Consider the following 24,265-nt stretch of genomic DNA (forward strand, 5'->3'; position numbering starts at 1 on the left):
CCTTTCCGTAATGATCTTATCATGGCTCGGAACCGGTCACTGCAGGTACGCGACGCCTCAACGTATCAGGATTCACTGCCAGAGAACGGCGGGGAAGCGTTGTTCTGAATCAGATTTTCAGCACGGTTTTGGGGCGGAAAAGGGATCGAGAGAGCGAGCATGAGTTCGTCGTACCGTCGAGAATCGGCGATATTATAGGCGCCCAGTCCATTGATGAGCATGTCCTGAACCCGGGCGACCACCTGCGGATCGATACTCAGCAAGCCCAAGGGAACAGCATGACCGGCGGATACCTTGATAGGCGCGTGAACGACGGCGGCGGCCACAAGGCCGGGGATCAGCAGGATTTCTAGAGCGTCGGGGAATTGAGGATTACCGGTCTGAAACACCTCATCAAACATCTTGTTGAGATACTGATCGAGTTGGCCGGTGGCTAGGCAGACAGCCGAAGCCTCCTCATCATTGTCATCGTGCAGAATCAAAGACTTTAGGCGTTTGAGAGTCTCGGGCAGGGCCCGTGTCGCTCCCCAGCAAGGAACACGCGGTTTCAGCCAGACAAATTGCGACAGTGGCGCAGGCGGCTTTGAAGCGTAAGACAGGGCATCCAGCAGCCGTTCGACGTTTTCCTTATTGGTGAGCGCTCCGAGGATGGGGATCGTGAGACGGTCCGAACGCATCTGGCCTCTTCTGCCGAGGACGTCTCTATAGTACCGTTCGACCGCGAGGCCGTCCGCCCTGATGAAGTCCTTCAGAAATTCTGGGGCGACTTTGGTCAGAATGCGATACGCGTCCGGGTCGGAACCTCTGCGGGAGACTTGCAGCCCCTCGACGAAGGCCGAGGCCGCGTCGCCGACTTGGATCCTGTCCTGCAACTCCTGGTCCGAACGCCATTCCGACAGGTCGGCCTCTCCCATCCAAGGACACGCGCCCGACGCCTTCACCGCGATGGTGACGGGAACGAGGAAACGGTCACCCGCGTCCACGTCGTCGATGGAATAGATTGATCGCTTGTTCCCGTAACTGCCGTTTCGGCCCTTGGCGATCATGATTTCGAAGTAGAAGCGACGGAAAGCCGTCGGAATCCGGGTTGACGCATCGCTTAGTTGAACGCTGTCGGAAATCTTTAATTCCGGCAAAGAGGTCTCGTAATCTTCGATGAATTGGAAACGCTCGGGCGCGAGAGCTAGCAGATCGAATGCCACGCTCTCATTCACACTTTCGATCTCGAAAATCTCGGGCTTTTCGGAGCCATCGGGAAACAGGTTCAAGCCGGCTATTGTGAGCCACAGCTTGCCATCTCTTCGCTGGACGTATCCGAGCGATTCGACCTCCGACAGCACGAAGGACATGTCTCGCCTGTCGAATCCGAAGAAGGACGCCGCGCTTCCTTCGTCGAGCCCGTCTGCAGATTTGAGCAAGCGCAGCAGAAACTCCGCGGTCAGCGACACGCGTCCGACGACGGCCACCTTGTACGATATCCTGAAACGCCTGCATGGCAGCAGGACGTCGTACGTGGCAAGCTTGATCTCGCGCTCATCCTCCGCGTCCACATATGCGGTCGAGGATGGTAGGGAAAGTTTGGGCCTCTTGATCACGCCACACCCTCCGTCTGCGTCGAGGTCACACCGTCGTTTGAAAGCAGCTCAAAGACGGAGCGCAAGGAGGCGTCATCGTTTTGGAGGGCATCGCCGACTGCGGCAACGAGGCGACCCATGGCCGTTCCCGCCTTCCACCTCCCATTCGAACCTACGATGACGAGCCGGTCCATAGCTCGGCTCACGGCAACGTTTATGCGATTGGGTCTCGACAGGAACCCGGGTCTAATCGTCTTTATGCCTTCCTCCAACGGGCCATCGGCATTGTTGCGGACCAAGGATACGATGACGACGGGATTTTGCTTGCCCTGATAGCTGTCGACCGTGTCAACTTTGATTAGCCTGCGGAAGCTCTCGGGAAGATTGAACGCCTGAATCTTCTTCCGGACCAAATCGCGTTGAGCGGCATACATGCAGATGACGCCAACGACATGTTCGTACCGTGTTTGCTTGGTAGCCCATGACGTGAACGAAGCACTCCTGCTGCATCTTTTCAGCAGCGCCGCTATTGCCTCCGCCTCCGCTAGATTGATCCGGCTCGACCCGGTCTTTTCCCGACGATCATGGCCTCGATCCGACAATCCGTCCGTCGCGAACCATGTGATCGGCTTGCGGAGATCTGAAGGAAGGGATTCAGGCGGTATCTCTGGATTCTGTCGTCCGGGCGTAAGAATCCCCTCATAGAAGGCCTGCGACACGATCGAGCCGATCGGAGGCAGCATTCGGTATTGCTCCGTAAGCGTGCAACCGGCGAGCTTCCCATACGTGGACTCAAAAAGTCGCTCGAAGTCGCTGCGAAGGATTTCGCGGCTGGGGGTATCGGTTTCCATCGCGACCCTCTTCACCACTTCGTTGGGGTGTTGCGGCTCAAGTTGAGCCTGATCCCCTAAAAGCACGATCCAACGACCGGCCTGCATCGGAACGGCAAGTTCGCTGGCAGTGCAGCGAGCGGCCTCGTCCACGATGACGAGGTCGAAGGGGGTCGCCATCAGCCCAAGCGAGTCGCGACCGAGGCCGACACAGGTGCCAGCGACTATCTGTCTCGTGCCAGCGAGAAAGGTCTCGAAGGTGCGCTGAGCAGAGGAGACGCTCCAGACGAAATCGTTCCCGAGATTTATGACGGCCCGCATTCGGGCGACGAGGGCAGGCGACGGGCGCGTCGCACGCGCGAACCGCGCGGCGGCGGCGTCGACGAGGTCATCGACGCACTGATCGACGTCGATGTCCATGTCTTCGAAGAGCGAATCGCTCAGGCCGAGATGCAGAAGATGCTTGGCCAACGTCACCCGAAGCCCTGCAATCCTGTCCTCCTCCGGCACTTCCGCCGACTCAAGCTGGGCCAAACGCGCTAACACGGGACGCGTAGAGGTCTCGATGAAGAACAGTTCGTCGACCAGCACGTCCGGAAGCCCAAGAGCGGATCCGACCAGCCGAACGCGTTCGCGAAACTCGGCCTTAAATCGATCCTTGTAGAGCCGTTCAAGGCTGTCCGTGTGGAACGGCATCAGAGGCTCGGAGACGACGCCCTCGTTGCCGACCCGGAGAATGCTCGGCTGCTCATCTGATTTCGCGAACAGCTTCAGTACGGACTCGGCGACGTTGTTGACGGCCTCATGCGATTGGCTCGCCACAAGAATGTTGGAGGCGAGTCCGTGTGTCAGCGCGTAATGAGCAAGCGCACCAATGAAGGTCGTCTTACCGGTGCCGGGCGGTCCTTGCAAGAGACCAAGCGGCCTGACTTTGACGAGTTTCTCGAACGCCGCGCGCTGCGCTTTGTTGAAGCCGTAAGAGTCGACCGCCACGGCGTCTATATGGTGGGTCTGGATACTTGGCGCAGCAACTCTGCCTTCAAACAGGTCGACCAGCGTTGAAATTCTCGCCTCTTTGGCAAGGATCTTTGAAATCGCGGACTCGCGGCGCGTCAAGCTCTGCTTGCTGAAATGGCTGTGAAAGCGCAGCCTTTGTCCGTCGTGGATCAGTCCCGGCTGCGACGGATTGGGCGTCTCCGTGGCATCGATCAGAATGCGATTAGGTTTCGATCTCAGGTCTAATTGCCCAACGCGGCGCCACCGGCCCCTGGTGTCGAGCCTCTCAATGCCCACGGTGTCGTTTCTGTTGAAATCGAAGGCGCCCCGTTCGAGTTCGAACGAAAGGACATGCCTTTTCATTTCACGATCGTAGACGCTCTCCGACTGCGCCACGCCTTCCGTCGTCAACTCCCTTTCCACGTTGATGAGGCATTGCCACAGTTTCGCGACGTCGACGGGCGCCGGCTTGTCGAGTGATCCGACCGCCGCCGGAGCCGCATCCTCGACGGCTTCACTCGACTCGACGATCTCCTCTGCCTCGATGTCGTCGAAGGCAGGCCGAGACGTTTCGATATCCGTGGGGAGGTCATCCGATGGAAGCGATCTCGCGATCCCAGCGAAAACCTCCATGAACTCGGCAGTTCCAGTGAATTCATCGAGAGCCGAAACGTTATTGAAGCCCACCGCTTCAACGAAAATTTCGACGTCTACAGGATGTTCGAACTTGGCAACCTGACGGATTCTTTTCTGGTCAATGCTGACGCGACGGGCACTTGCCGCTTTGCCCTGATTGTCGAAATTTACCCTGATCTCCTCGCAGGCACCCCTGAGACAAAATCCCAGGACCGAATTATTATGCCCGCCCATATAACGACGAAGATACATCTTGCCCTCGTCCGGGAGCAGGATTCCGCCTTTGCCATCTAAAAGCGAAATCGACAGCCGCTTCTTCGACCTTGAGACGGGTGGCTCAAGCGCTGCGTCGACGGCCTCTACCAACGGCAGCAGAGTACCGTTCGCCGGAATGTTGTTCCGACAAGCGTAAATGGCCTTTCGAATCTCGCCGCCGACCTCTTCTTCAAGCCATGCACCAAGGACCTCCTCGGCGATCCTTGTTACGGCATGCCTGTCCCTCTCCAGACGGCCTCCGGCCGGCGGAGCATATGCGGGGGTGAAGCGGTCCCCCTCGTCACTCGCCGAAAAGTCGATTAGATCGATTAGTACAGGGCGACGGTCGTCGCCGAAAAGCACGATGTTGTCCGGCTTCAAATCGCCATGGGCGCTCCCACTGTCGTGCAGCGCCAGGACCACCGAACACAATGTTTTCACGAACGTCAGGGCTTTGATGGTGTCACTGAAGTATTCGGAGCACCGCTTGATCGCGTCGGAGAGAAGGGGGCCGTCGACGTGTTCCTGAACCAGACCGATCGCATCGTTGAGCCAACTGACGCTCAATATGCGCGCGCAGTTGGACTGCGGGGAACGACGGAAGTCGTCAGCGCGCTCGAGGAAGTCGAGGATTCGAGATCCCTCCCGCACTTGATCTCCCCATGCCGCCCTCTTCCATAGCTTGACGACGACGCGGTGGTCCCCCTCGCCGCTCTCCCATATGTCGACGCGATCGCTTTCGCGAAGCACCACAGCGTCCGGGAAGGCGGCAAAGAACTGCTTTTGCGACTTGAACTCGATGCGGAACCGTTCGAGTCCCTCGATTATCTCCCGGTTCGAACGTCCTTCAAAAGTGGCTTCATTGTAGGCGTCCAGAGCGGCCGTCGCGTCCGCATACCGAGCGGACTGCTCCATGGAAAGGGAGCGCTCGAAGAAGCCGTGCAGCGCGGTAAATTCGCCATTCGAGTCAGTCGAAGGGTCCCAATTGGCCAGGGAGTCGATCTTGCTCTCCGGAGGGTATTTCCCGAAGAGTAGGAAGTGGACGCAGACTCCAGCAAGGAATACGTCGCGGCGCCTCGGATCGCCGGGATCTTCCTCGTAGATCGTTTCCGGGAGTTGCGCGCAGGAAAGGAATTGGAATCGGCTCTGCCCCAGCGAATTCATGCTTGGGTAGTGGGCGGCCATCAGGTGAGAGAGGCGGACGTTGGAAGGAGCTTCGAGCCATACGCTGTGGCCGCCGAGATCGAGATGGGCGGCGCCCGTTGAGTGGAGTGCGGCGACCTTCGCGAGAAGCTGGCGTCCGAGTTCTATCTTTACTTCGCGGTTCAGGGCGCCTGTCTGCGCAGTTACGAAATCGGAGAGCCGCCGGAGCCGCTGGCGACGGTCGTAGACTTCCCAATAAGAAACGCCGCGTTCATTATCTTCGTCCTGCGGGGTCAGCAGGGCCGTCTCCAAGGATTCGTTCCTGTCTCGCAGATAGGAAATGACCTGGCGCTCCCTGCCCGCTATTTCTGCCCTACCTTCGGCTGTTAGAAACTTGTTATCGGCCTTCGTAAAGTCCCACAGGCGGATTGTTCCAAGGTTCAAGTTGGCGCTTTCACCGACGGCATCGTACTCCGAGTAAATCTTTGTGGGGTGTTGGAACGTCGCGTTCTCCGATACCGCGACGAACCTGCCGAAACGCCGTCGTCCGGGGCGTATGAAGCCGTTCGGCGCATTGAAGAACTTGCTGAGCCGGTCCTTCCACTCATTTTCCGTCAGCGGCACTTTCGCGACAGCGCCGTATTCCTCGACACGGGATTTGACGTTAGAAACCTTCTTAATAAAGTCGTCGATGTGTCTGACGCTGTTCTTCTCGGTGGCGGCGATGCGGCTCCAATCGGCGTTGCCGGTTATCAGCACCAAGCCCTGCACGAGAGGAACAAGGGCTTCCTTGACTCGCTTTTTCAAATCACCGGAAAGGAGTGTGCCCACGTCCCTTGCGTTTTGAATGATCTTCGACACAGGCGAAGGACCGCAATCGTTCCCGTTTTGAAGCCAGTGGCCGCTGTCGCTTTCGATCCTGCCGTTCCAGTCCTTGAGATCGGCGAGAAAAATGCGGTCTTCCGCGATGATCACAACGTCGATTTCGCGTCCCTTGCCGGGGCCAACCGCAATCTCAAGGTTGGTGAAGCCATACCACTTGGGCGGCAGCTGCTCCTTGAGTTTCGCCACGCCAACAATCTCTCGACGGTGGATGCCGCGTCCGCAAGGTGTGATGATCATCAAAACTCAGCCAAAAAGAGAATCGCTACGGTAACGATATCATACTTTTTAGAAAGTCCCGAAGCAGGGCGACGGCGTGGAATGCGTTTCCCGACAGCCGGCACTCAGGTGGGAGACGGAATGTTTCGTTGAAGCCGTAGGCTCCAACCGGATTCCGCTAAGGGTCAAAATCACCCCAACCCGTTTCCGGTGACTGCCGCTGCAGTCGGAAAAGAGACATACGCCGTCTCAGGCTACGATCGCCCACGACCGTTTTGCCGAGCTCGCGTTTCACTGAACTCGGCTTCCAGGAGCGCGATCTTGGCCCGCTGACCTTGAGGACTGTTTTCCAGCCCGGCAAGGCTCGATATTGATGACCTCGCTGCATTAACAGGCGGGTCCGCCTGGAGCGCAGTGCCTTCGCTGTTCTTTGCTGCGCCGTGCTCCGACGGCTGCAGAGCCTTCTCAATGTCCATGATCCGGGCTTTTACCGCGTTGAGCCGTTCGGCGCGGGCGAACCCTGTCGCCGTCAACTGGCGCTCGAGCTTTGGGAGATCGGCCCTGGCCTTCGACAGCTCCTGCTCTTCGGCGGCGAGCACGGCGGGGACCTGCTTGATGCAGTTTTCGAAGCGACGCAGGAGGCCAGCCGGATCGATTTCGTCGCTCAACAGATAGGACTCCTGTTTGGCGTAGCCCCTCTCTCGTTCGATCTCGATGGTGTAGGAGAGACCGTTCGCGCCAGAGCGAACATAGGCTTCGAGCCTGAACCCTCGAAGGCGCGCCTGCAGGGCGGCTTTCTGAGGCTGACCGAGGCCAAGCGGCGCCGCCTTCGAAAGGACGATCGCCTTTAACGCTTCGCCCGCCGCTTTGCGCTCCGAGAACCGCCGGTCTCCAATGGTGAGCAGGAACGCCGCTGTTTCGGATGCGCGGACCTGCTCGGCGTCAGCGCCAAGGCCCTCGATCGCCGTCTCGTGAGCGGCGATCTTGGAGGTGAGCCGCGCATAGGCTGACTTGGCGGCGAGGACGGAGCGCTCCTGGCCTCGTTTTGCCGCCTCAAGCTCGCGCAGTTCCTTGGACAGCTCCGCGTGCTCGATAATTAACGGGTTGCCGGTGGCTGCCGCCTTGATCATCGCGGCTTCCGGAAGCGGGGAATCGATGTCCTCGGCGGTTCGAACCCCGCGTGCGCCAGCCCGTAATTGCGCGATGAAATTCGCCTTCCTGGTCAGCGTCTGCCAGCGATAGGCGTCAAGGCTGCGCAGCGTAATGTAGCGGATGATCTCGACTTCGCTATTGAGATTGCCCTGCCGGAGGATGCGCCCGTCGCGCTGCTCGACATCGGCGGGCCGCCAGGGCGCGTCGAGATGGTGCATGGCGACAAGCTGGCGCTGCACATTGGTGCCGACGCCCATTTTCGCGGTCGAGCCGATCAGGATACGCACCTGCGCCTCGCGAACGGCGGAGAACAGCCGGGCCTTTTTGATGTCGTTGTCGGCTTCGTGGATGAAGGCGATCTCGTCTCGCGGAATGCCTTTTTGCACAAGCCGGGTCCGCAAATCCTCATAGAGATTGAAGGAGGAGCCGATCTCGTTGGGAAGGGCGGCTTCGTTGCCGTCCTCATCCTCTGCGAACTCGTCGTCGCCTGCCGCCTGCGCTTTGATACCCACTTTGGAGTTCGGCACGCCCATATCGAGAAACACGATCTGGCATAGTCCGGGCCTCGTCCCCTCCTTCCAGATCTGCGCGATGCGCTCGACCGCGGCGACCGTCTTGCCATGCGGATTGATGGGCGCTTGCGCGTCCAGCAAGCGAATGTCGGTTGCAAGCCGCAAGCCTTCGCCGAGGATCTTCAGCATGTTGTCGCCGCCTGCCTCAGAGCGCTTGCCCTTGATGGCTTCGGCGCGTTGCACAAGCTCGTCCATCATGTTGAGCTCGCGCTGCGAGAGCTCCGCTTCGACGACGGTCACCTGGCCGGTTTTCAGCTTTGGGCGGGGCAGATTCAGCATCTCGGGCGTTTGCGTGTCGGCGACGCGGCTGTAAAGCGCGATCAGCTCGGGAATGTTCACGAATTTCGAAAACGACCGCGTGGTGCGAAAGCCGCGGCCCGAAGGCGCAAGTTCGACCTCGGTCACGATGTCGCCGAAGGTCGCTGCCCGAACAGACTGAAACCGCTCTTCCGCCGCGCCATGGCGTGATCCCCGTCGCCACCTCTTTGAATAGCGCATCGTTTATAGACGATCAATAAGCGCGCGAAGCTGAATTTGCACGGTCTCGATGTCATGCAACAGGCGGCGGACTTCGCCCGGCCCCACTCCCACGCCGGCTCGCGACACAAGCCAGAGCTTCAAGAGGCCGCCAAGTCGGCCCTGGTCGGCATTCAATTGCAGCAGTGCCAGGATCGCCTTTTGGTCGTGGACGGATGTGAGCCTGACGCCAAGGGCTGCCGCGCGCAGATAGGCCGAGACCGAAAGGCCTGCGGCTTGTGCTCTTGTCTCGATCGCCACGCGCTCTTTAGGACTGACAAAGGTCTTCAGCGGACGCATGCGGTCTCGCGGCTCGAACGGGATTTTATCCGCCATGCTCGCATGTTAGTCCGCTATCGGCGGTCTCGACAAGAGACCGCGCTTCCGTCGAGCGAAGCGAGTAAGGAACGGCGTGATGGGGGCATCGGCTCTGCCGATGTGGGCCCACATCACACATCTTGCCATCCAAAACTTTTGTCCAACACTGACGATCTCTGTCGCTCCTTGGCAGTCTCTGTCCTTCTTTGACCGCCTCCGTCCATCTTTGGCTATCTTTGTCCATCTGTGACGCAAAGGCCCGGCGAAGTTTGGCGATCTTCGGCGGACTTCGTCCATCTGTGACGATCTTCGTCCTTTTGCGACGTTTGAGTTTGAGGGTGGCGTGTGATAGTCTATAAACCATGATCGAGGGTGAGAAGGGAGGAGAGAAGCCACGGGCAAAATGGGGCGACGGGCGCATCGCGTTCACCGCGCTGCTTCCGGAAATTGCCGGCGAGTTGACCCGCAAGGCGCCAATGTCGCGCATCTACGCGAAGCACAAAAGCCGCTTAGGCGTCAGCTACCGGCAGTTCATCCGCCTGGTCCGCGAGTATCGCGACCAGGCCTCCGATGATGCTGCCCCGGTCGGGCTTCCAGGCCTTGGGGCTGCGAGCCCTTCGCCTCCTGCCGACGGCAGGTCTCGAACGCCCCTTTATGTCGGACCGCACGAAGAGCGGACGTTCCACTTCGATCCCATGGACGCCTACAGGAAAAAATACGACTGAAGGAGATCTTCGCATGGAGAACGGTTCGCAGTCACGGCGCGCGGTCAATCTGTTCTTGAACAGCAAGGGCGGCGTCGGCAAGTCCCATCACGCGGTGCTACTGGTGCAAGCCTATCAGGCCGCGGGCCTGCCCGTGATCGCCATCGACGCCGATGCCACCTCGGCGTCGTTTTCGAGCTTTCACGCGCTTGGCGTGAAGCGTGTCCAGCTCATGGAGGGCGATGCGATCAACCCTCGCGTTTTCGATGACATCACCGAGGAGTTTCTCACGACCGACGCGAATTTCGTCATCGACACGGGCGCCTCAGCCTTCGTTGAGCTGAACCGCTATCTCCTGAAGAACAAGATCCCTGAGCATGTCCGCTCCGCCGACAAGCGGCTCGTCGCCCACATTATCTTGACCGGCGGCTCGACCTTCCGCGAAACGAGCGCCAATCTCGAAGCCATTGCCGGCCAGACGCCGCCTTCTGTCGAGATCGTGGTATGGATCAACGATCATTTCGGCCCCGTGGTGCCTGCCGGCCGCAGGTTCGAAGACCTCGAAATCTATAAGGGCTCCGCCGGGCGCATCTCAGCCATCGTGCATCTTGCCGATCATACCTTCAGCGAAAAGGACACCTTCGGCGTCGACGTGAAAAAGATGATGTCGGCCGGCTTGTCGTTTGCCGAAGTCCGAGAGTCGCAAGACTTCACCATCATGGCGAAGGCCCGCCTGCAACTCGTCGAACGGGAAGTGAATGGACAGCTTTCCTCCATCATCGCCCTCTGAGCCGGACCCGGAGGCGGAAATCCATCGGCTCATCGGCGAGGTAGCCAAGCGCCACAGGATCATCTTGGCGCCAGGCGACCCTTTGTTTGTGGTGCTCACGCTTCTCGAGCTTGTCACGGACCGCTATCTGGAGAAGGCCGATGCGATCCTCAAAGCCGAGCGCGACACTTCTCTCGATGCGATGGAGCGCGCGGCGGCTTCGGCAAAAACAACCGGCGAAGGCCTCATCACGGCCGCCGCCGACTACGTGGCCAAAACCGTTCGGTCTTCCACGGTTGAGTTGACGGACGCCTTATCGGGCACCGCCGCCGCCGAGCGCGCCAAGATCGAACTCACAGCAAAGGATGCGAGACGCATGACCTGGCTCGGGTCGATCGTTCTCGCCATCCTGTTCTCGATCTTGACCGGCATCGCGATCGGCATCTGGCTGGCGCCGGACGCTAACGGCCGGTTTCTTCACTGCCCGATCTCATCGGCGGCATAGGCATGGCACTCTCAAGTCTCGCACCCAAAATGGGAGAGAGACCATGAGTACAGGTCAAAGCGTCAACGCGAGTGGCGCATCGCGCCGCCCCTGGAACAAGGGCAAGCTTGTCGGACCAAAGCCGCCCCTCCAGCCAAAACACGTCTGGGCCATCCTAACCCGACTTCAACTCCAACGCCGAACCCGCGACTTGGCGCTGTTCAATCTCGCGATCGATAGCAAGCTTCGAGGCTGCGATGTGGTTGCCCTCAAGGTGGAGGATGTCGCACCGCACGGATACGCCGTCGAGCGAGCGACTGTCCGGCAACGAAAAACAGGGCGTCCCGTACGCTTCGAGATCACCGAGCAGACGCGACAGTCAGTCGATGAGTATCTGCGCGTGACGCAAAGGAAGCCTGGCTACTTCCTGTTCGGCGGCCGGCGCGGCGAAGAAAGGAGCCTCACCACGAGACAATATGCGCGTCTTGTCTCGACCTGGGTCGCCATGGTTGGGCTTGACGCCAGCCTCTTCGGCACGCATTCCCTGCGACGGACCAAAGCCACACTGATCTACCGGAAGACCGGCAACCTGCGCGCCGTGCAGCTTCTCCTCGGTCATACAAAGATCGAAAGCACGGTCCGGTATCTTGGCGTCGAGGTTGATTGACGCGCTTGCGATCTCCGAGCAGGTCGACATTTAAATGGTGGCGGCCGGAGCCAACGCTCCGCCTTGCAAAAGGGGTCTTCAGGGTCGTGAAGAGACGTCCCTGTCGGAATTAGCCTCGCCCGCAATCGGAGGCAAAGCGGAATTTGAGTTCCGAACAAAGACTTAGTCCGGATCGGGCCAAAAGCTGCCGAACCGTATCTCAAAAAGGCGCGCCGAGTTCTCCCGAGTCGGGTCGCAAACGGACATGGCGTTCAGAAAAAATCGCGCCTGTTTAACCTCCAGAAGCCGAAGCCATAAAATCTCGCCCGCTGAGCGGCACCACGCTCGACGTTCGGGCTCGCTGTTGCCCCACACGGACGAAGTGGTCCTCCTTCACCAATTGCTTGTTATAAAATGTTTGAAGCAGGAAATCCGGCCGGGAGGCCGCCCTTTGGACCGCAGCAGCTTGTGGGGCTTAGGCCGTGGACTCATAGCGACGTGCACCAAAGGCGCGTCGCGATGAGTTTGACGGCGGCGAGGAAGTTGGCGGGGTCCTTGTCGTAGCGGGTGGCGATGCCGCGGAACTGTTTGATCTTGTTGAAGAACCGTTCGACGAGGTTGCGCTGCCGGTAGAGCCAGCCGGAAAAGACGAACCGTCCCTTTCGGTTGCGGCGCGGCGGAATGTTGGCGAACATCCCCTTCTCGGCCGCCTTCGCCCGGATGGCGGCTGCGTCGTAGCCCTTGTCGGCGAGCAGGATGCCGCCGCCCGCCACCGGCTCGATCAGGGCTTCGGCCTCGACGCTGTCGTGGACCTGGCCGGCTGTCAGCGCCAGGCCGATCGCGCGGCTTCGGCGTCGACAAGCGCGTGGATCTTGCTCGTAAGCCCGCCTCGGGAACGTCCCATGCCCCGATCCATGCCGCGATCGAAGGCCCCCTTTTTGCGGTCGCTCCGTGTTGATGGACGCGCACGCAGGTGGAATCGATCATGACGATGTCGCCGTCATAAGCCTTTGAAACCGCTTCGATAAGTCTGTCCCAGACGCCGCCCTTTCGCCACCTGACGAAGCGATTGTAGCACGTCGTCGGCGGACCGTAGCGCTCTGGGATCTCCGCCCAGGGCGAACCCGTGCGGAACCGCCACAGGATGCCGTTCAGCACGCGCCGGTCGTCGACGCGAGGTACCCCGCGCGGCTTGTTCGGCAGCAATGGTTGCAGGATCGACCACTCAAGGTCCGTCAGTTCGTAACGTCGGCGCGTCATCAAGGCCTCCCAGCTCAACCGAAAGCCTTGAATCAGTGTTCGCTATCAAACGCCACTCATTTTATGGGTGTACGGCCTAGCGTCGAGAGCCGCCGCGATCCAGCGCGCGACGACATATCGTCATACGTATTGCATCACTGAGTAAGCGTGATATCAACTTTTCAATTTGCCTATCTGGGGGGCTAAATGGGCTTTCTGAGTGGAATTCTCGATTGGCTTTTTGCTAGAGCGGAGGCCATAAAAGCATTGGTTGCAATTGTCGGCGCAATTATCGGAGCGCTAGATATATTGCGACGCTTAAGGCGGCGATCAAGGCAGCCTCAAGCCGAAAGACCGAGCCCTCAGCCGGACAAAGCAATGGAAAGCCACAGCCCGCAAGTGACGGCGGGGCATAGTTTGCTAAAGCGCGAGACCGATTTTCAATCAATAATAATTTTCACCAAAGATTTCGGAAGCTGTAGAGTGCGCGCCGGAAGTGGTGAATATTTCAAGGACGCCACCTACAGCCCTCAACTGGTGATTGTGCCGCCAGGTTATTATACAATGGGGGCACCCACATCTGAGTATTTAAGTGCCGACTCTGAGCGTCCTACAAGAAGAGTTCATATACCTCAGGCTTTTGCTATAGGTCGATTTCCCGTGACAAGGAAAGAATGGATGCATTTTGCGACCGACAGTGGAGAAAGGGGGTATTTCCCCCTTAATCGCGGCTGGGGAGATGATTTATATCCTGTTGTTGATGTTTCATTCGACGACGCCCTTTCCTACATTGAGTGGCTAGCTAAAAAAACAGGCCGGGCCTATCGCTTACCTTCTGAGGCCGAGTGGGAATATAGTGCCCGTGCTGGCACGACTACTGCCTATTGGTGGGGAGATAGAATTGATCCAAGTCGTGCGAACTACAACGCCCAGGTGTCATACAACGGAAGCCATGTTGGCAATTACCTTGCGAGAACCAGCAAATGTGATTGCTTTTCTGCAAACGATTGGGGACTGCACGATGCGCACGGTAACGTCTGGGAGTGGGTGCAAGATTGCTGGCACGATACCTATCAGAATGCCCCCAGCAGTTCAAACCCATGGGAAGTAGAGCGCGGCGGCAATCCAAGATTTCGAGTTTTACGCGGTGGATCTTGGAGCGATCCACCTCAATGGCTGAGGTCTGCTGCTCGAAATGACGCCGACCGCAGTACCAGAAACGACAATAAAGGCTTTAGGGTTATTCGTGAATTATAGTAGCACCTTCCGCAAGTTCTTCACATGTTGTTCGGCCAAGCCTATGCGTCCTTGAATTAGATTAACAGAATCGGTGCACGGCTTGGGTGGTTCGGAAAGTGCAACAAGCTGGATAAGATTCATAACTTCCCCGACAATCACACGCTCTCTCGTGTTGAAGTGGTCTATCGCAGCTTTGGCGGCATTCTCCACGTTTTCCTTCGTTCCCACAACATCTCGACCCATGGCGTCGGCCGCCCCCCCGAAAAGGCCTGCAACTCCGCCCACAAACGCTCCAGCGAAGGTTCCGATCACTGGAAATACGGAACCAAAAGCCGCTCCCGCGGCCGCTCCGGCCGCAACGGCTTCTCCGACACCTCCATTGTTTGGAATATCAAACTTCGGTACTTGGACCAAAAATATCTTCTCTAAATCAGATGCTTGAGGGGAGGCATCAAGATTCTCGTTGTAGATTGCCGAGATATCTTCAATTTTCTTTCTAAGCGCGCGGGCACACTCCTCACTTAGCGCCGAAAACGAGGCCCTAAGCCCCTCAAAATAGGTACCATCTCTTTGAAGGCTGTCCGAGTTTATTGTACTTGCAACGCGATGGCCTATAGCTCCGGCGTTATGCCGCCAAACCTGAACGGTATTGGCTATAGCGTCTAAGACTTGGCCTCGAAGAGCCTTCTGATTGGCTGCATGCGCAACATACTCCGCCCATGAGGTCTCAGACCTCTTCAAAACCGCCAGCTCGGCATCGAGCTCTTCACGTAGTTTGCTTAAAAGCTTTGTGAGGAAATAAAGCTGCATTGCAGCTTGACGGCGAATCCTAAGGCCCTCTTTTTCCCCAGCGGACAAAGTTGATATATATTGCAGAAGATCTCGTACACCAAAAAATTCGAGATCGATTTCTGCGGCTTTAGCTGACAAGCATAGGACACGCACGTCTTTAAGGCCCACCTCATTAATAAAATCGGTAAGCTTCCTGCTATGCACCCCAAACTCGGTCTTCAGTCTTGATTGCCACTCGGCAGCGAGATCAGATGGGTTGCTACTATTGAGAAACATGTTTTCGACGAACAAGTATCCATATGGGCCGCGATATTGCATTACCTCACGAAGCAATCTTTGATCAATCAAGCTCAGGAATTGCCGTGAGTTTAGGATCCAGACGACTAAATCAGCATGCTTTGCAACTTCAATCGCCTTTGCAGTCATCTGGCCATCATCATTGAAGCCGGGTGTATCGATCAGGATAACTCCAGATGGAGTCAAAAGGTCGGGCGTTTGGATGTGGATCTCATCTGGTAACTCCTCGTAGCAGACCCTCTCACCATTTGCAGTGAGTGCGGTCACGCGGCGCAGCTTCTCCACATCGCCGTCTATAATCTGGCATAACCCCCGACGCATTGCGCGCGTTTCACTGTTCACCCCCCTTTCGAGACGACAACAAACACCCGTCTCCGGGAAACGACCAGTCGGCAGCAGGGGTTTAGTAGCAAGCATGTTTAATATGCTCGACTTACCTGAATTGAATTCGCCTACAAAAGCAACAGTAAACTCGTTCCGGTTGGGATCGCACTCCAATGAACTAAAAAAGTAGTGATTGCAATTGTTTCGGAGAAAGCGAGAGCAATCTGTCAGGCACTGCACATAAAAGTTATCTATCATTCGCTACTTAGCTTCCGCTACTCCCCTATACGTTTTGGTAGAAAGCAATAGCCAACTCTGCTTTTCGCACTTCCGTGTTAGTTTGGCGGTACCTCTTCATTCAAGCCCGCATCAAAGACATCAAGATTCCGTCGCGCCAAAGTCAGTCGAGATTCCGCATCAGCTAGTTTAAGGCCCACCTTATTTAGCTGACTTAGCCGGACTTCCTTCTCCTTGTGTGAAAACTGCTTCTCCCTAATCAAAAGCTCAAGCGATTCCTCTTCTGCGCGTATTTCTGCACTTACAAGTTTCTCGATCGGATCGGTTGAGGCGCGGTAGGAATTCGCAACTTGCCCGGCAATTTCGGCCTCAAATTCTCGGTTGAGCGATATTGCCATCGCAAGCTGATGAGCCGCTTCCTCCTTAATTTTGTCCTTCAACCCAAACGTACTGGCTCCGGCTCCTAGTCCAGTGAGGGCGACGATCAATATGCCTATGAGCAAGGTGGGCGAAAGAAATGTACCGATAGCTGTCGCCAAGGCGAGCGCGATGCTATTCACGGTTGTGGTGCCAATGACCACAACTAATGCGCCTGCGAGCGCACCGCCGATAGCGGCACCCGCGCCTAATCTCTGACCGGCGATTGCCTCCATCCTTTGTTCTATAGCGGTTTTCAGGCTAACTCCGCCGACGATAATTTCAGAGGTGCCAGTTAGCCCTGCTCCTTCTCTTCTAAGCGCTGAAAGCTGATTAGATATTTTTGTAATTTGTTCTTCAAGCTCAGCTGCTAACTGCAACATCCTCGGCTTTAGAGCATATTGCAGTCCTTTTTCATTATTTGGATCCGACCACTCTTTTAGATTTTCTTCAAGAAATTTGGAGAATAGTGAATAGATATCATCGCTGATTACACGAGCTGTTGTTCTATCTCCGCAGACTGTAGCGATCATGTTTGCGTATGTCAGAGACGAAATCTGTGCATTTCTAATCTTGCCGGAAATCGCTTTTCGAAATTCTTCAAGAGAGATGCTTAGGGTGTCCTTGGCAACGTTTTCACATATGTTTTGATATTTATCAAATGTTAGCTTAAGAACGTTTCTTTGTTGCTGCAATGCCTCTAAACGAGGTCTTATTTTTTCGATCAGCTTCTCGATTTCCTCTGCCTCGAGCCGATGATTACTCTCCTGTTTGAGCAAAGCGAGCCTAGCAGAAGACGCCAGCATTTGAGTCTCTGATAAATATTTCCCGGCATGGGCCTTGATCCTGTCTCGATCAAGAAATGTACCTAGCGCCTCTTCAAACTCAGTGATACCGGAGAGCTTTACGTCTCCATCTCTTCCCTCCCAACGGCCGCGTCTTGCTGTCAACGCGTCAATAAAAAAGATTTTCTTCGCCTTAAAATCTTTAGTTTCTGTTTTTCCGCCAAAATTTTGCATCACGGTAAGTCGCTCCCATGTATAGTTGATGAGCGACGAGTCGATTGGACGACCGAAAAGGTTTATAACGGAAAAAATTGTTGTGCCGGCATCTCTTATATCTCTTATAAATGCACGTTCATCCTCACCGGCTAGTTGGTTGGTAGACAGAACGACAATTGCAACGTCGGACCTGCCGACAGCCTCCTTAGTAATGAGGTCTCGGTAGGCCATATCCGCTGTGCCAGGGGAGTCGGTAACAACTATACGTCCCTTCTCAAGGAGCGTAGCAGGGTATCCGATTTCAAAGCGACGAATATTGCTAAAGAATGTTTTTGTTTCTTGATCACTTGTTCGAACAGTACTTTCATTTCGAAAACGCGTGAACGTCCAATCCTCAGTGCTTAGATCATTCCGTTCTACCCTGACATGCATGGCGGGTGAGTAGATAACGTCCGTAAGGACAGCTGTAGCGGGCAGGTAATGGCTCGGTAGGAATCCCTCATCAACCAGCTGGAAGTCGGATGTCTCCGGGCGGCCCAAAAGAGCGTTGAGAAGCGTCGACTTGCCGGTCTTGAATCTTCCACAGACAATTATTCGAAACCTGTCATCAGAAAGATCTTTCGCTATTTCTTCAAGTCGGGTCTGAAGCGCAGGAATACGCAGGTCTGACAAAACGGTATTCAATAGTTCTATAGCTTTCTCAATGTCATCCCTAAGGATACGGCCCTTGCCCTCTTTTAACAATCTTAATAGCTCTGTCTCACCGACATTATCCATGTGGCCCGTTCCTTGAATTAAGAGAGATTGTTCAAGTTGTCTTCAACCGCTGTGCACCACGCCTTCACAGCGTTGTCGATTTCGTCATTAATGCGAATGAGAGCCGCGTCTAACGCGATTTCTAAATCTTTAGCGAGTTTTCGGAAGACAAAATCAATTGCGTCGCCAGCCAATGCTCCCGATTTCTTAAAACTACTCAGCGTGAGGCCCAGAACTGCGCCCGGGACAGCCATGGCTAGGGCCGAAAGTATCGGTCTTTGCCAAGGAAATAGAATGGAGACACAAAACGCTAGCGATGCACCGCCTATAGCAAAAGAGAGCGACGCGCTGGTCGGCTCCACGCTCGGCGTGGAGTAAGACCAATCAATAGGCAATTCGTTTATAGAAGCCGCAAACAGCTTATCTGAAAGCAAGCCGATTTTTTTGTCTGCTGCCGCACGGGAGCATAGCGACCGCCAAGGTTCCGCGGATTCTTTCTGTTCCAGTGCGCGCCGCCACCCTATTAGCTTATTACTGGTAATATCAATTGCGGACTGAATGATGGCTTTTGATGTGGCTTCCAACTCTCGTTGTAGACGGTTTGGACTTACTCGAGCCGCTTTCAGTTTACGGAGCCGTTCATCATCGAGGACATTTCGTACCAATGAATGCATCTCGTCTCTGAGCTCACCAGAGATTTTAGAGGCATCTTTCGCTACTTCCGCGCGAAAAGCATAAATGCGAGCCACATCCGACGACATCGGCTATCCCTTTGCATCGTTCTTATCGAAATACATAGTTCGGGCTTCAGCCGTGGACAACCGCTGGGTTCCATGAATAGCGAACAGGTGTGTTGCGGGCAGGCGTCAAGGTAGCGTGAGCACTTATTGCTTGGGTACGCGAAACGCGTTCTAAGGCTTATGATTTCTGATCGCCGAACGTTCCGGGGGATCCGTTTGGGGGTACACTGTGTATTTTTGTCGCATCACATATCTTAATGCTCGCTCGGCAACATCATGACGTTGCCCGTGACGTAGAAGCGTATCTCATCGATCGTGAAGTCCGTGAAGGGGATGCGTGTCGTGAAGACGCCTTCCGTTTCGATCGTCGCAAGACAGCCAGCCTTGTTGGAGTTCACTTCAAGCTTCCAGTGCTGGAACTCCTCGCGGCGGACGCCGGCCGCGAGCTGGTTCGTGACGATCTCGTCTAGAAGCCAATAAGCGCCGCGCGCGTCCGCGACGTATTTCGCGCCGTCGGAGAATGTGATGCTCCGGTTGAGCGGATGGCGATTCCAAGTCTCCGAGCCGATGAAGTGGGGTAGTCCGGAAAAAAAGCCGGGCTTTGTCGAAATCCTTCGCGGTCATTGCTGCGCCGCCTTGATCGCAATGGCGGACAGGAGCCATAGGCGCGGATGATCTTGCGGCGGTCGCTCTTCGGCTCGCAGGCCGCCGAAATCCTCCCAACGAGGGCCACGTCGTTCGCCTCGATCGCGGCCTCGATTGTGGGGAAATGACCCATCTGCCCGAAGTGAACGTATGGATTCGACCGCAATGAGATCGCAAAGCAGGCATGGATGCCCAAACATTTTTCGTGACCCGCTTCTTCCGTTCTCGGCCTCTTGCAGCTATCGCCGGGACCCGTGAAGACCCTGAATAAAGCACCCCGCCAAACGCCGGTTCGTCCGCGGCATGGTTTCCTTTCCGTGTAACGCGTGTAACAGGCGTTACAGTTCTGAAATCACGAAGAAATATCTGTTACACTCGAAAACCGACGAGGCGTAACAGGCGTAACACGCCCGGCTTAAAGCGAGAATATCGCGATCAGGATTCGGCGAAACGTGCAGCGATGTTACACTTGTTACACGAGCTTCTCTGTCCCGTGTAACTGAAAAAGTCAGGTTATATCAATAATGTAGCACCTGTTTCACCTGTTACCCGGAAAAAGCGATCACCCTATTGGTCCGGCGCCGTGAAATCCGGCCCGACGGGCACCCAGGCGCTGCCGTTCACTTGCGGTGAAGGCTCATCCTCATCGCCAAACAGAAGCGACGCATCGATTTCGTAGCACCGCCTCGGGCCCATGCCGGGCAGGCGAACGACGCGCTGATACTTTCCATCGTTGTCGGGGTTGATAATGCCGCGCTCCACCATGGCGCTGGCGATCGATCGCGGGTCGTGACCGCGACAGATCTCTTTCCAACCTTCGGGCAGCACGTAATAGACGACCCTCTCGTCCTCGCCACCCTGATCGAAGATGCGGTAGAAGCCAACCCTGTTCAGGGTCGGCTGGCCAGGCGTATGCCAAGAACTGAAGCGCGAGGAGCCATGCAGCTCGATGAAGCCTTTAACCTGCAGAATTCCGTTCTGCGTCTCGATCGGCCCCGAGGTGCCGCGCGCGGCGACCCACTCGAGAAACAGCCGCTTGCAGGCATCACGCACGTCGCCGCGGCGCCAAGGCACGATGGCGGCCGCGATCGCAAGCTCGCCAGCGGCAGCGATAAGCCCGAAGCGGCCCGCCACGCGCGCAACCTGGCCGTCGGCGTCTTTGGCGCAGGCTTGTTGCACGAAGCGGCCGATAAAGGCTTTCGCGCCTTCGGTCAGCCGCTCGAGATCGCCTGTCAGATGGCGAATGAAGGCGGTCGCCGCATGGCCGTAATGCTCCCGCCCGCTCGCATTGAGCGCCTCGGCGAGCTGCTTTGGTTCCTTGAACCCATGCAGACTTTGAAACATGCCCATGCCGTGGCCTGCGTCGGCACTGATTTCGACAAGCCGCACCGCTTGGCCGCCCGTTGCGCGCATGCGGTCTTCGGAGAGCTTTTCGGCCATGCCGATTTCGCCTGTGGACATGAAGAGCAGCCGCCAGGTGCAAGTGCTTCGAAGGTCGGCTGTTCTTTGCATCCGCTCCTTCTGCCGACCATTCGCGAGCGCGTAGGCCGCCCGGAAGAGCGCTTTGGGCTCGATTTCGGCGATCTCATCGAGGGCAAGAAACGCATTGTTGTGGATGGCGGCGACAGCTTCGAGCGCGTTGTCGGTCGCCCGCCAGGTACGCATGAAGCCATATTGACCGCCGCCGCCCCAGACGGTGCCAGCGGCTCGAAGGATGGTGGTCTTGCCAGCCGTCGACCCGCCTCGGAAATGAATGCCGCCGCCTTCCATGCCGATCGGCTCGAGGAGCGGCGGCGCTAACGCGGCGGCGATCGCAAACATGAGCCGGTCGTTGCCGCGCGCGTAAGCCGCCACACCGTCTTGCCAGCCTTTCAGGCTGCCGCCTTTTCGGTAGAAATGCTCAACCGGCTTGTGCGGCTGAAAGACGACGGCGCGGCCTTTGCTGTCCCCGATGGTTTCATCGGGGAGAACAAACACCCCGTCGTGAAATCCGACCTTCGGAACACACAGCGCATAGGATTTGGGCCGATAGCGGACGAGCAGCTCCCGGAGCTTCGTCTTCGCTCTTGGCGTGATGTTGAAATCGAGCCCGTGATAGGCGAGGTGCTTGAAAATATCCTCGGAGCTCGTCACGAGGTCGGTTTTCGGGATGGCGGCCTTGTGCCAGACGGCGTTGCGCGTCCTGATTTCGAGATAGAGGCCCCAGTCCTTGCTGTCCGCGTTGAGCGTGGTGGCGAGGAACCTCACCTCGGAACAAAGCCAATCCCACTCATCCTCCTCCTCGCCGTCCTCACCCTTCACGACGCGGCTCAAGAATTCGAGGCCTCGGCCGTTCTCCTGCCAGCGAAACCCGAAAGGCAGATCTTCCCAGGGCTCGGCTTGAGCCAGCGCCTCGCGCACGGCATCGAGCCCATCGCTTACGAGAAGGTTATTCCAATCCTGCCATTTGCCGTTCGGCTTCGGCCGCGCCGGCGGATAGGTGATGGCGGCCGAGACTTTTCTCTTGCGATCGGCGCTGGCTGCATCCTCGGCATAGTCTTCGCCCGCCTTGCCCTTGCCGGCGCCGCGGCCCCGGTCGCCGGCTATCAGCACGCTTTTTACACTTGGCGGCGCCACCACGTTCTTCAGATTCGCGCCGCTAATGGCGGAGGCAACAAAGGGCCGGCCCGCCATGAAACAGACAAGCGCGTTTTCAGGCCCTTCGGCTTTTACAAGCTCGCCGCCTTCTTGCGGCGTGCCGAACCAGATGGCTCCACCCCCATACTCGCCATAGGCCTTTTTGGGGCTCGCGATCTTGGCCTTGCCGCCATCCTCGCCGAGATAGAGGCGGTGAAGGGTCTTGAGTTCGCCATCATAGGCGTCCGAGACCCGGAACAGGATCGCTGGATAATATCCGTCGCGCTCACTGCACCAAAGACGGGGATGAAAGCGGATCGCCGTGTGAAAGAGCGGCCAATCGAGCACAATGACGCGATGCTGCTCGAAATAGGTCTGAGCGAGCGTGCCAGCGACGGCTTTGGCCTCGCTCCAGAGCTGGAACGCGCGTTGGCGCCTTTTCTCGATGTCGCCATCGGCTGCATCAAGGACCGGTCGCCCGGTCGGCCCACCGGTAGCCGCATCGGCGCTTTCATCGTGGGCATCGGACAAATCGTCAGCGGCTTCTGCCTCTGTCCCGTGTTGCAAAGCGCGTTCAGCGGGCTGCTGCTGGCTGATTTTGCGGCATGTTTTTCGCTCCGGCTTCCGCGCTTCGTAAGCGCGGCCGAGAAGCTCCGTTTCGATCAAATCGAGGGCTTCCTGAAAGGACAGTCCCCTCATGCGCTCGACGGCATGGAGGACGTCGCCACCGCCGCACTGGCTGCAGAACCATGCCTTCTTTCGCGTGTCCCATCGCCAGGACGGGTTCTTGTCGTCGTGGCCCGGAAAGGGGCAGTGGATGTGCGTTTGACGCCGTGCCGGTGGCCAGGCGATGCCGATCCAGCGCAGGATATCGAGCTCCCGGCCGGCGAGGTCGGCTTTTACGGACTCCCATCGGCCTGATGACGCCATACCTGATGTCTCGCTTGGCGATGTCTTGCCTGGCGACCTGTTGCCATCGCAGGTCTTAGCCTCGTCGCTCGATCCCCGTTTCATGCGACATCCTTTGCTTTCCTGCTTGCATGCGAGCCGCGCCGCTCGGGCCTATCGCAAGGCCGCGCTCATCCGGCTGATCTGCATTTGGGGTGCTTCGCGTCGCCCTCGATGGCGCGCCCGCAGAGCGGGCAGGCGGTCTCGATCAGGAAGGGCCTTTCACGCGTGGCGCGGTGCGCCCGGAAGTCCTGGATGGTGAGGAGGCCTTCGGAGGCCGAGATCAGCCGGAGCAGGGTTGCGAGCGTGGCTTTTCTCTCCGGCTCCCTCCCATCCTGGGGGATGAGCCTGGATAACATCGCGGGCGTGACGCCTGCGCGCTTGGCGAAACTCGTGCGGGTATGTCCCGTCAGTTGCAAAACGCTCTGGAATTTGGTCGCCAAGTTCATGCGTGCCCCGCGCCTCCCTGACAGGTTTTACCTTTGACTTGCCGATTGCTGCCTGTTAGACAAGGCGTAGCCAAGGTCTTTTTTTGGACAAACTCTGGATTGCCACCAAGAAAGATGGCAAGAAGCCCTCCATGGCAGTCAATCGAATCCGGCAACTGAGACTTGAACGCGGTCTGTCGCTGACCGAGCTCGCGAAAAAAATCGGCATTTCGGAAAGCCACTTGTCGCGGGTCGAAGCGGGCGCGCGGGGGCTGCATCTCTCCAAAATGGAGGCGCTCGCCGGCGCGTTGGGCGTGCCTGTGACCGAAATCCTTTCGGTTCAGAGCTTGAGCTACATGGCCGACCTTGCGCCCTATATCCCGCCCAAAGGCTCGGCCATCGAAAAGGCGCTGACATCTTCGACGCAAAAGATGTTCAAGGTTCTGTCAAACGTGATGAGCGAGCTTGGCATCACCGAGGGCGATCCGATCATCGCGGATATGAACCCTAAGGGGTTGGAGAAATTGGAGCTTGGCCAACTGGTGATTGCCCAGGTTTTTACCAACAACTCCGTAGAAGGCGTTTTGCTGTTGCGGCAATACATCGGGCCGCACCTTTTGATTACCAACAGCGACGATCAAAATGCCATGCCTATTCATAGGCTTAGAGCAAAAGCGACCGTGATCGGCTGCGTCCTTCTTTGAAGAGTTCCGCGCACATTCTTCGAACTGCGTCGGATCTCAGATTGCAGTTTCAATATAAATGAAGAAGTCTAAGTCTAGGTGATAAACCCATAAAGGGGATTCCCGAATCGGGCGTGTCGTGATTCAAACTCCCAAACGAGGGAGTTTCTCATGGCGCGCTTCGATCTGACGGAGTTCGAGTGGTCT

Annotated in this window: 15 protein-coding genes and 3 pseudogenes; 6 read left to right on the forward strand and 12 right to left on the reverse strand. The window is 57.1% G+C overall.

Features of this window, described 5'->3' with window-relative positions; genetic code table 11:
- Positions 1 to 65: 65 nt before the first annotated feature.
- From KKP04_RS14320 to KKP04_RS14335, 4 genes are all read right to left on the reverse strand, one after another.
- A complete protein-coding gene (locus KKP04_RS14320) occupies positions 66 to 1,595 on the reverse strand; it encodes a hypothetical protein (RefSeq protein WP_215033032.1) in 1,530 nt (509 codons plus the stop codon).
- Complete coding sequence (locus tag KKP04_RS14325) at positions 1,592 to 6,556, reverse strand: AAA domain-containing protein (protein ID WP_215033035.1); 4,965 nt, start codon at positions 6,554 to 6,556, stop codon at positions 1,592 to 1,594. The genes KKP04_RS14320 and KKP04_RS14325 overlap by 4 nt, the downstream gene beginning before the upstream one ends.
- A 233-nt stretch (positions 6,557 to 6,789) precedes the next feature.
- A complete protein-coding gene (locus KKP04_RS14330) occupies positions 6,790 to 8,664 on the reverse strand; it encodes a helicase C-terminal domain-containing protein (RefSeq protein WP_215033038.1) in 1,875 nt (624 codons plus the stop codon).
- 96 nt (positions 8,665 to 8,760) lie between these two features.
- Complete coding sequence (locus tag KKP04_RS14335; protein ID WP_251134143.1) at positions 8,761 to 9,075, reverse strand: hypothetical protein; 315 nt, start codon at positions 9,073 to 9,075, stop codon at positions 8,761 to 8,763.
- Positions 9,076 to 9,455: 380 nt separating this feature from the next.
- Here KKP04_RS14335 and KKP04_RS14340 point away from each other — a divergent pair, with 380 nt between their 5' ends.
- The 4 genes and pseudogenes from KKP04_RS14340 (at position 9,456) to KKP04_RS14355 (ending at position 11,751) form a co-directional block, all read left to right on the forward strand.
- Positions 9,456 to 9,818 (forward strand): hypothetical protein, encoded by a 363-nt coding sequence (locus KKP04_RS14340; protein WP_215033043.1) that lies wholly within the window; start codon positions 9,456 to 9,458, stop codon positions 9,816 to 9,818.
- A 13-nt stretch (positions 9,819 to 9,831) separates the two neighbouring features.
- Positions 9,832 to 10,587, forward strand: a complete 756-nt coding sequence (locus tag KKP04_RS14345; protein WP_215033046.1) for a conjugal transfer protein TraL — start codon at positions 9,832 to 9,834, stop codon at positions 10,585 to 10,587.
- The gene (locus tag KKP04_RS14350) at positions 10,556 to 11,071 is read left to right on the forward strand and encodes a hypothetical protein (protein ID WP_215033049.1); all 516 of its coding nucleotides are present in this window, start codon (positions 10,556 to 10,558) and stop codon (positions 11,069 to 11,071) included. Before KKP04_RS14345 ends, KKP04_RS14350 begins: the two co-directional genes overlap by 32 nt.
- A gap of 43 nt (positions 11,072 to 11,114) precedes the next feature.
- Positions 11,115 to 11,751 (forward strand): annotated as a pseudogene (locus KKP04_RS14355) (tyrosine-type recombinase/integrase).
- A 433-nt stretch (positions 11,752 to 12,184) separates the two neighbouring features.
- Here KKP04_RS14355 and KKP04_RS14360 read toward each other — a convergent pair.
- Positions 12,185 to 12,956, reverse strand: a pseudogene (locus tag KKP04_RS14360) (IS5 family transposase).
- A gap of 186 nt (positions 12,957 to 13,142) precedes the next feature.
- On the opposite strand from KKP04_RS14360, the gene KKP04_RS14365 reads away from it, so the two are divergent.
- Complete coding sequence (locus KKP04_RS14365; protein WP_215033052.1) at positions 13,143 to 14,192, forward strand: formylglycine-generating enzyme family protein; 1,050 nt, start codon at positions 13,143 to 13,145, stop codon at positions 14,190 to 14,192.
- Here KKP04_RS14365 and KKP04_RS14370 read toward each other — a convergent pair.
- From KKP04_RS14370 to KKP04_RS14395, 7 genes and pseudogenes are all read right to left on the reverse strand, one after another.
- Positions 14,187 to 15,845 carry a dynamin family protein gene (locus KKP04_RS14370; protein ID WP_215033055.1) on the reverse strand — a complete coding sequence of 553 codons (1,659 nt, stop codon included), beginning with the start codon at positions 15,843 to 15,845 and terminating at the stop codon, positions 14,187 to 14,189. The two genes, KKP04_RS14365 and KKP04_RS14370, sit on opposite strands and share 6 nt — an antisense overlap.
- Before the next feature lie 77 nt (positions 15,846 to 15,922).
- Entirely contained in the window at positions 15,923 to 18,019 is a 2,097-nt protein-coding gene (locus KKP04_RS14375) for a dynamin family protein (protein WP_215033058.1), read from the reverse strand.
- Between the two features lie 17 nt (positions 18,020 to 18,036).
- Positions 18,037 to 18,759: a hypothetical protein gene (locus KKP04_RS14380; RefSeq protein ID WP_215033061.1), complete on the reverse strand. Its 723-nt coding sequence runs from the start codon at positions 18,757 to 18,759 to the stop codon at positions 18,037 to 18,039.
- A 233-nt stretch (positions 18,760 to 18,992) separates the two neighbouring features.
- Complete coding sequence (locus tag KKP04_RS16000; RefSeq protein ID WP_371818827.1) at positions 18,993 to 19,349, reverse strand: DUF6876 family protein; 357 nt, start codon at positions 19,347 to 19,349, stop codon at positions 18,993 to 18,995.
- Between the two features lie 601 nt (positions 19,350 to 19,950).
- On the reverse strand, positions 19,951 to 22,347 hold the full coding sequence (locus KKP04_RS14390; RefSeq protein ID WP_371818828.1) for a DUF927 domain-containing protein: 2,397 nt from the start codon (positions 22,345 to 22,347) through the stop codon (positions 19,951 to 19,953).
- Between the two features lie 372 nt (positions 22,348 to 22,719).
- Positions 22,720 to 23,013, reverse strand: a pseudogene (locus tag KKP04_RS16005) (hypothetical protein); the annotation flags it as partial.
- A 65-nt stretch (positions 23,014 to 23,078) separates the two neighbouring features.
- Positions 23,079 to 23,396, reverse strand: a complete 318-nt coding sequence (locus KKP04_RS14395; protein WP_215033071.1) for a 3,4-dihydroxy-2-butanone 4-phosphate synthase — start codon at positions 23,394 to 23,396, stop codon at positions 23,079 to 23,081.
- An 83-nt stretch (positions 23,397 to 23,479) separates the two neighbouring features.
- Here KKP04_RS14395 and KKP04_RS14400 point away from each other — a divergent pair, with 83 nt between their 5' ends.
- Positions 23,480 to 24,079, forward strand: a complete 600-nt coding sequence (locus KKP04_RS14400; RefSeq protein ID WP_215033073.1) for a helix-turn-helix domain-containing protein — start codon at positions 23,480 to 23,482, stop codon at positions 24,077 to 24,079.
- Positions 24,080 to 24,265 lie beyond the last annotated feature (186 nt).

Origin of the sequence: Rhodomicrobium sp. Az07 (assembly GCF_018619475.1) — a bacterium.
Taxonomy (GTDB): Bacteria; Pseudomonadota; Alphaproteobacteria; order Rhizobiales; family Rhodomicrobiaceae; genus Rhodomicrobium.

Bases quoted from the DNA above. Each gene is read 5' to 3' on its own strand.
- KKP04_RS14325 (WP_215033035.1), bottom strand. From the start codon at position 6,556: ATGATCATCACACCTTGCGGACGCGGCATCCACCGTCGAGAGATTGTT.
- KKP04_RS14335 (WP_251134143.1), bottom strand. From the start codon at position 9,075: ATGCGTCCGCTGAAGACCTTTGTCAGTCCTAAAGAGCGCGTGGCGATC.
- KKP04_RS14340 (WP_215033043.1), top strand. From the start codon at position 9,456: ATGATCGAGGGTGAGAAGGGAGGAGAGAAGCCACGGGCAAAATGGGGC.
- KKP04_RS14345 (WP_215033046.1), top strand. From the start codon at position 9,832: ATGGAGAACGGTTCGCAGTCACGGCGCGCGGTCAATCTGTTCTTGAAC.
- KKP04_RS14350 (WP_215033049.1), top strand. From the start codon at position 10,556: ATGGACAGCTTTCCTCCATCATCGCCCTCTGAGCCGGACCCGGAGGCG.
- KKP04_RS14365 (WP_215033052.1), top strand. From the start codon at position 13,143: ATGGGCTTTCTGAGTGGAATTCTCGATTGGCTTTTTGCTAGAGCGGAG.
- KKP04_RS14370 (WP_215033055.1), bottom strand. From the start codon at position 15,845: ATGATAGATAACTTTTATGTGCAGTGCCTGACAGATTGCTCTCGCTTT.
- KKP04_RS14375 (WP_215033058.1), bottom strand. From the start codon at position 18,019: ATGGATAATGTCGGTGAGACAGAGCTATTAAGATTGTTAAAAGAGGGC.
- KKP04_RS14380 (WP_215033061.1), bottom strand. From the start codon at position 18,759: ATGTCGTCGGATGTGGCTCGCATTTATGCTTTTCGCGCGGAAGTAGCG.
- KKP04_RS14395 (WP_215033071.1), bottom strand. From the start codon at position 23,396: ATGAACTTGGCGACCAAATTCCAGAGCGTTTTGCAACTGACGGGACAT.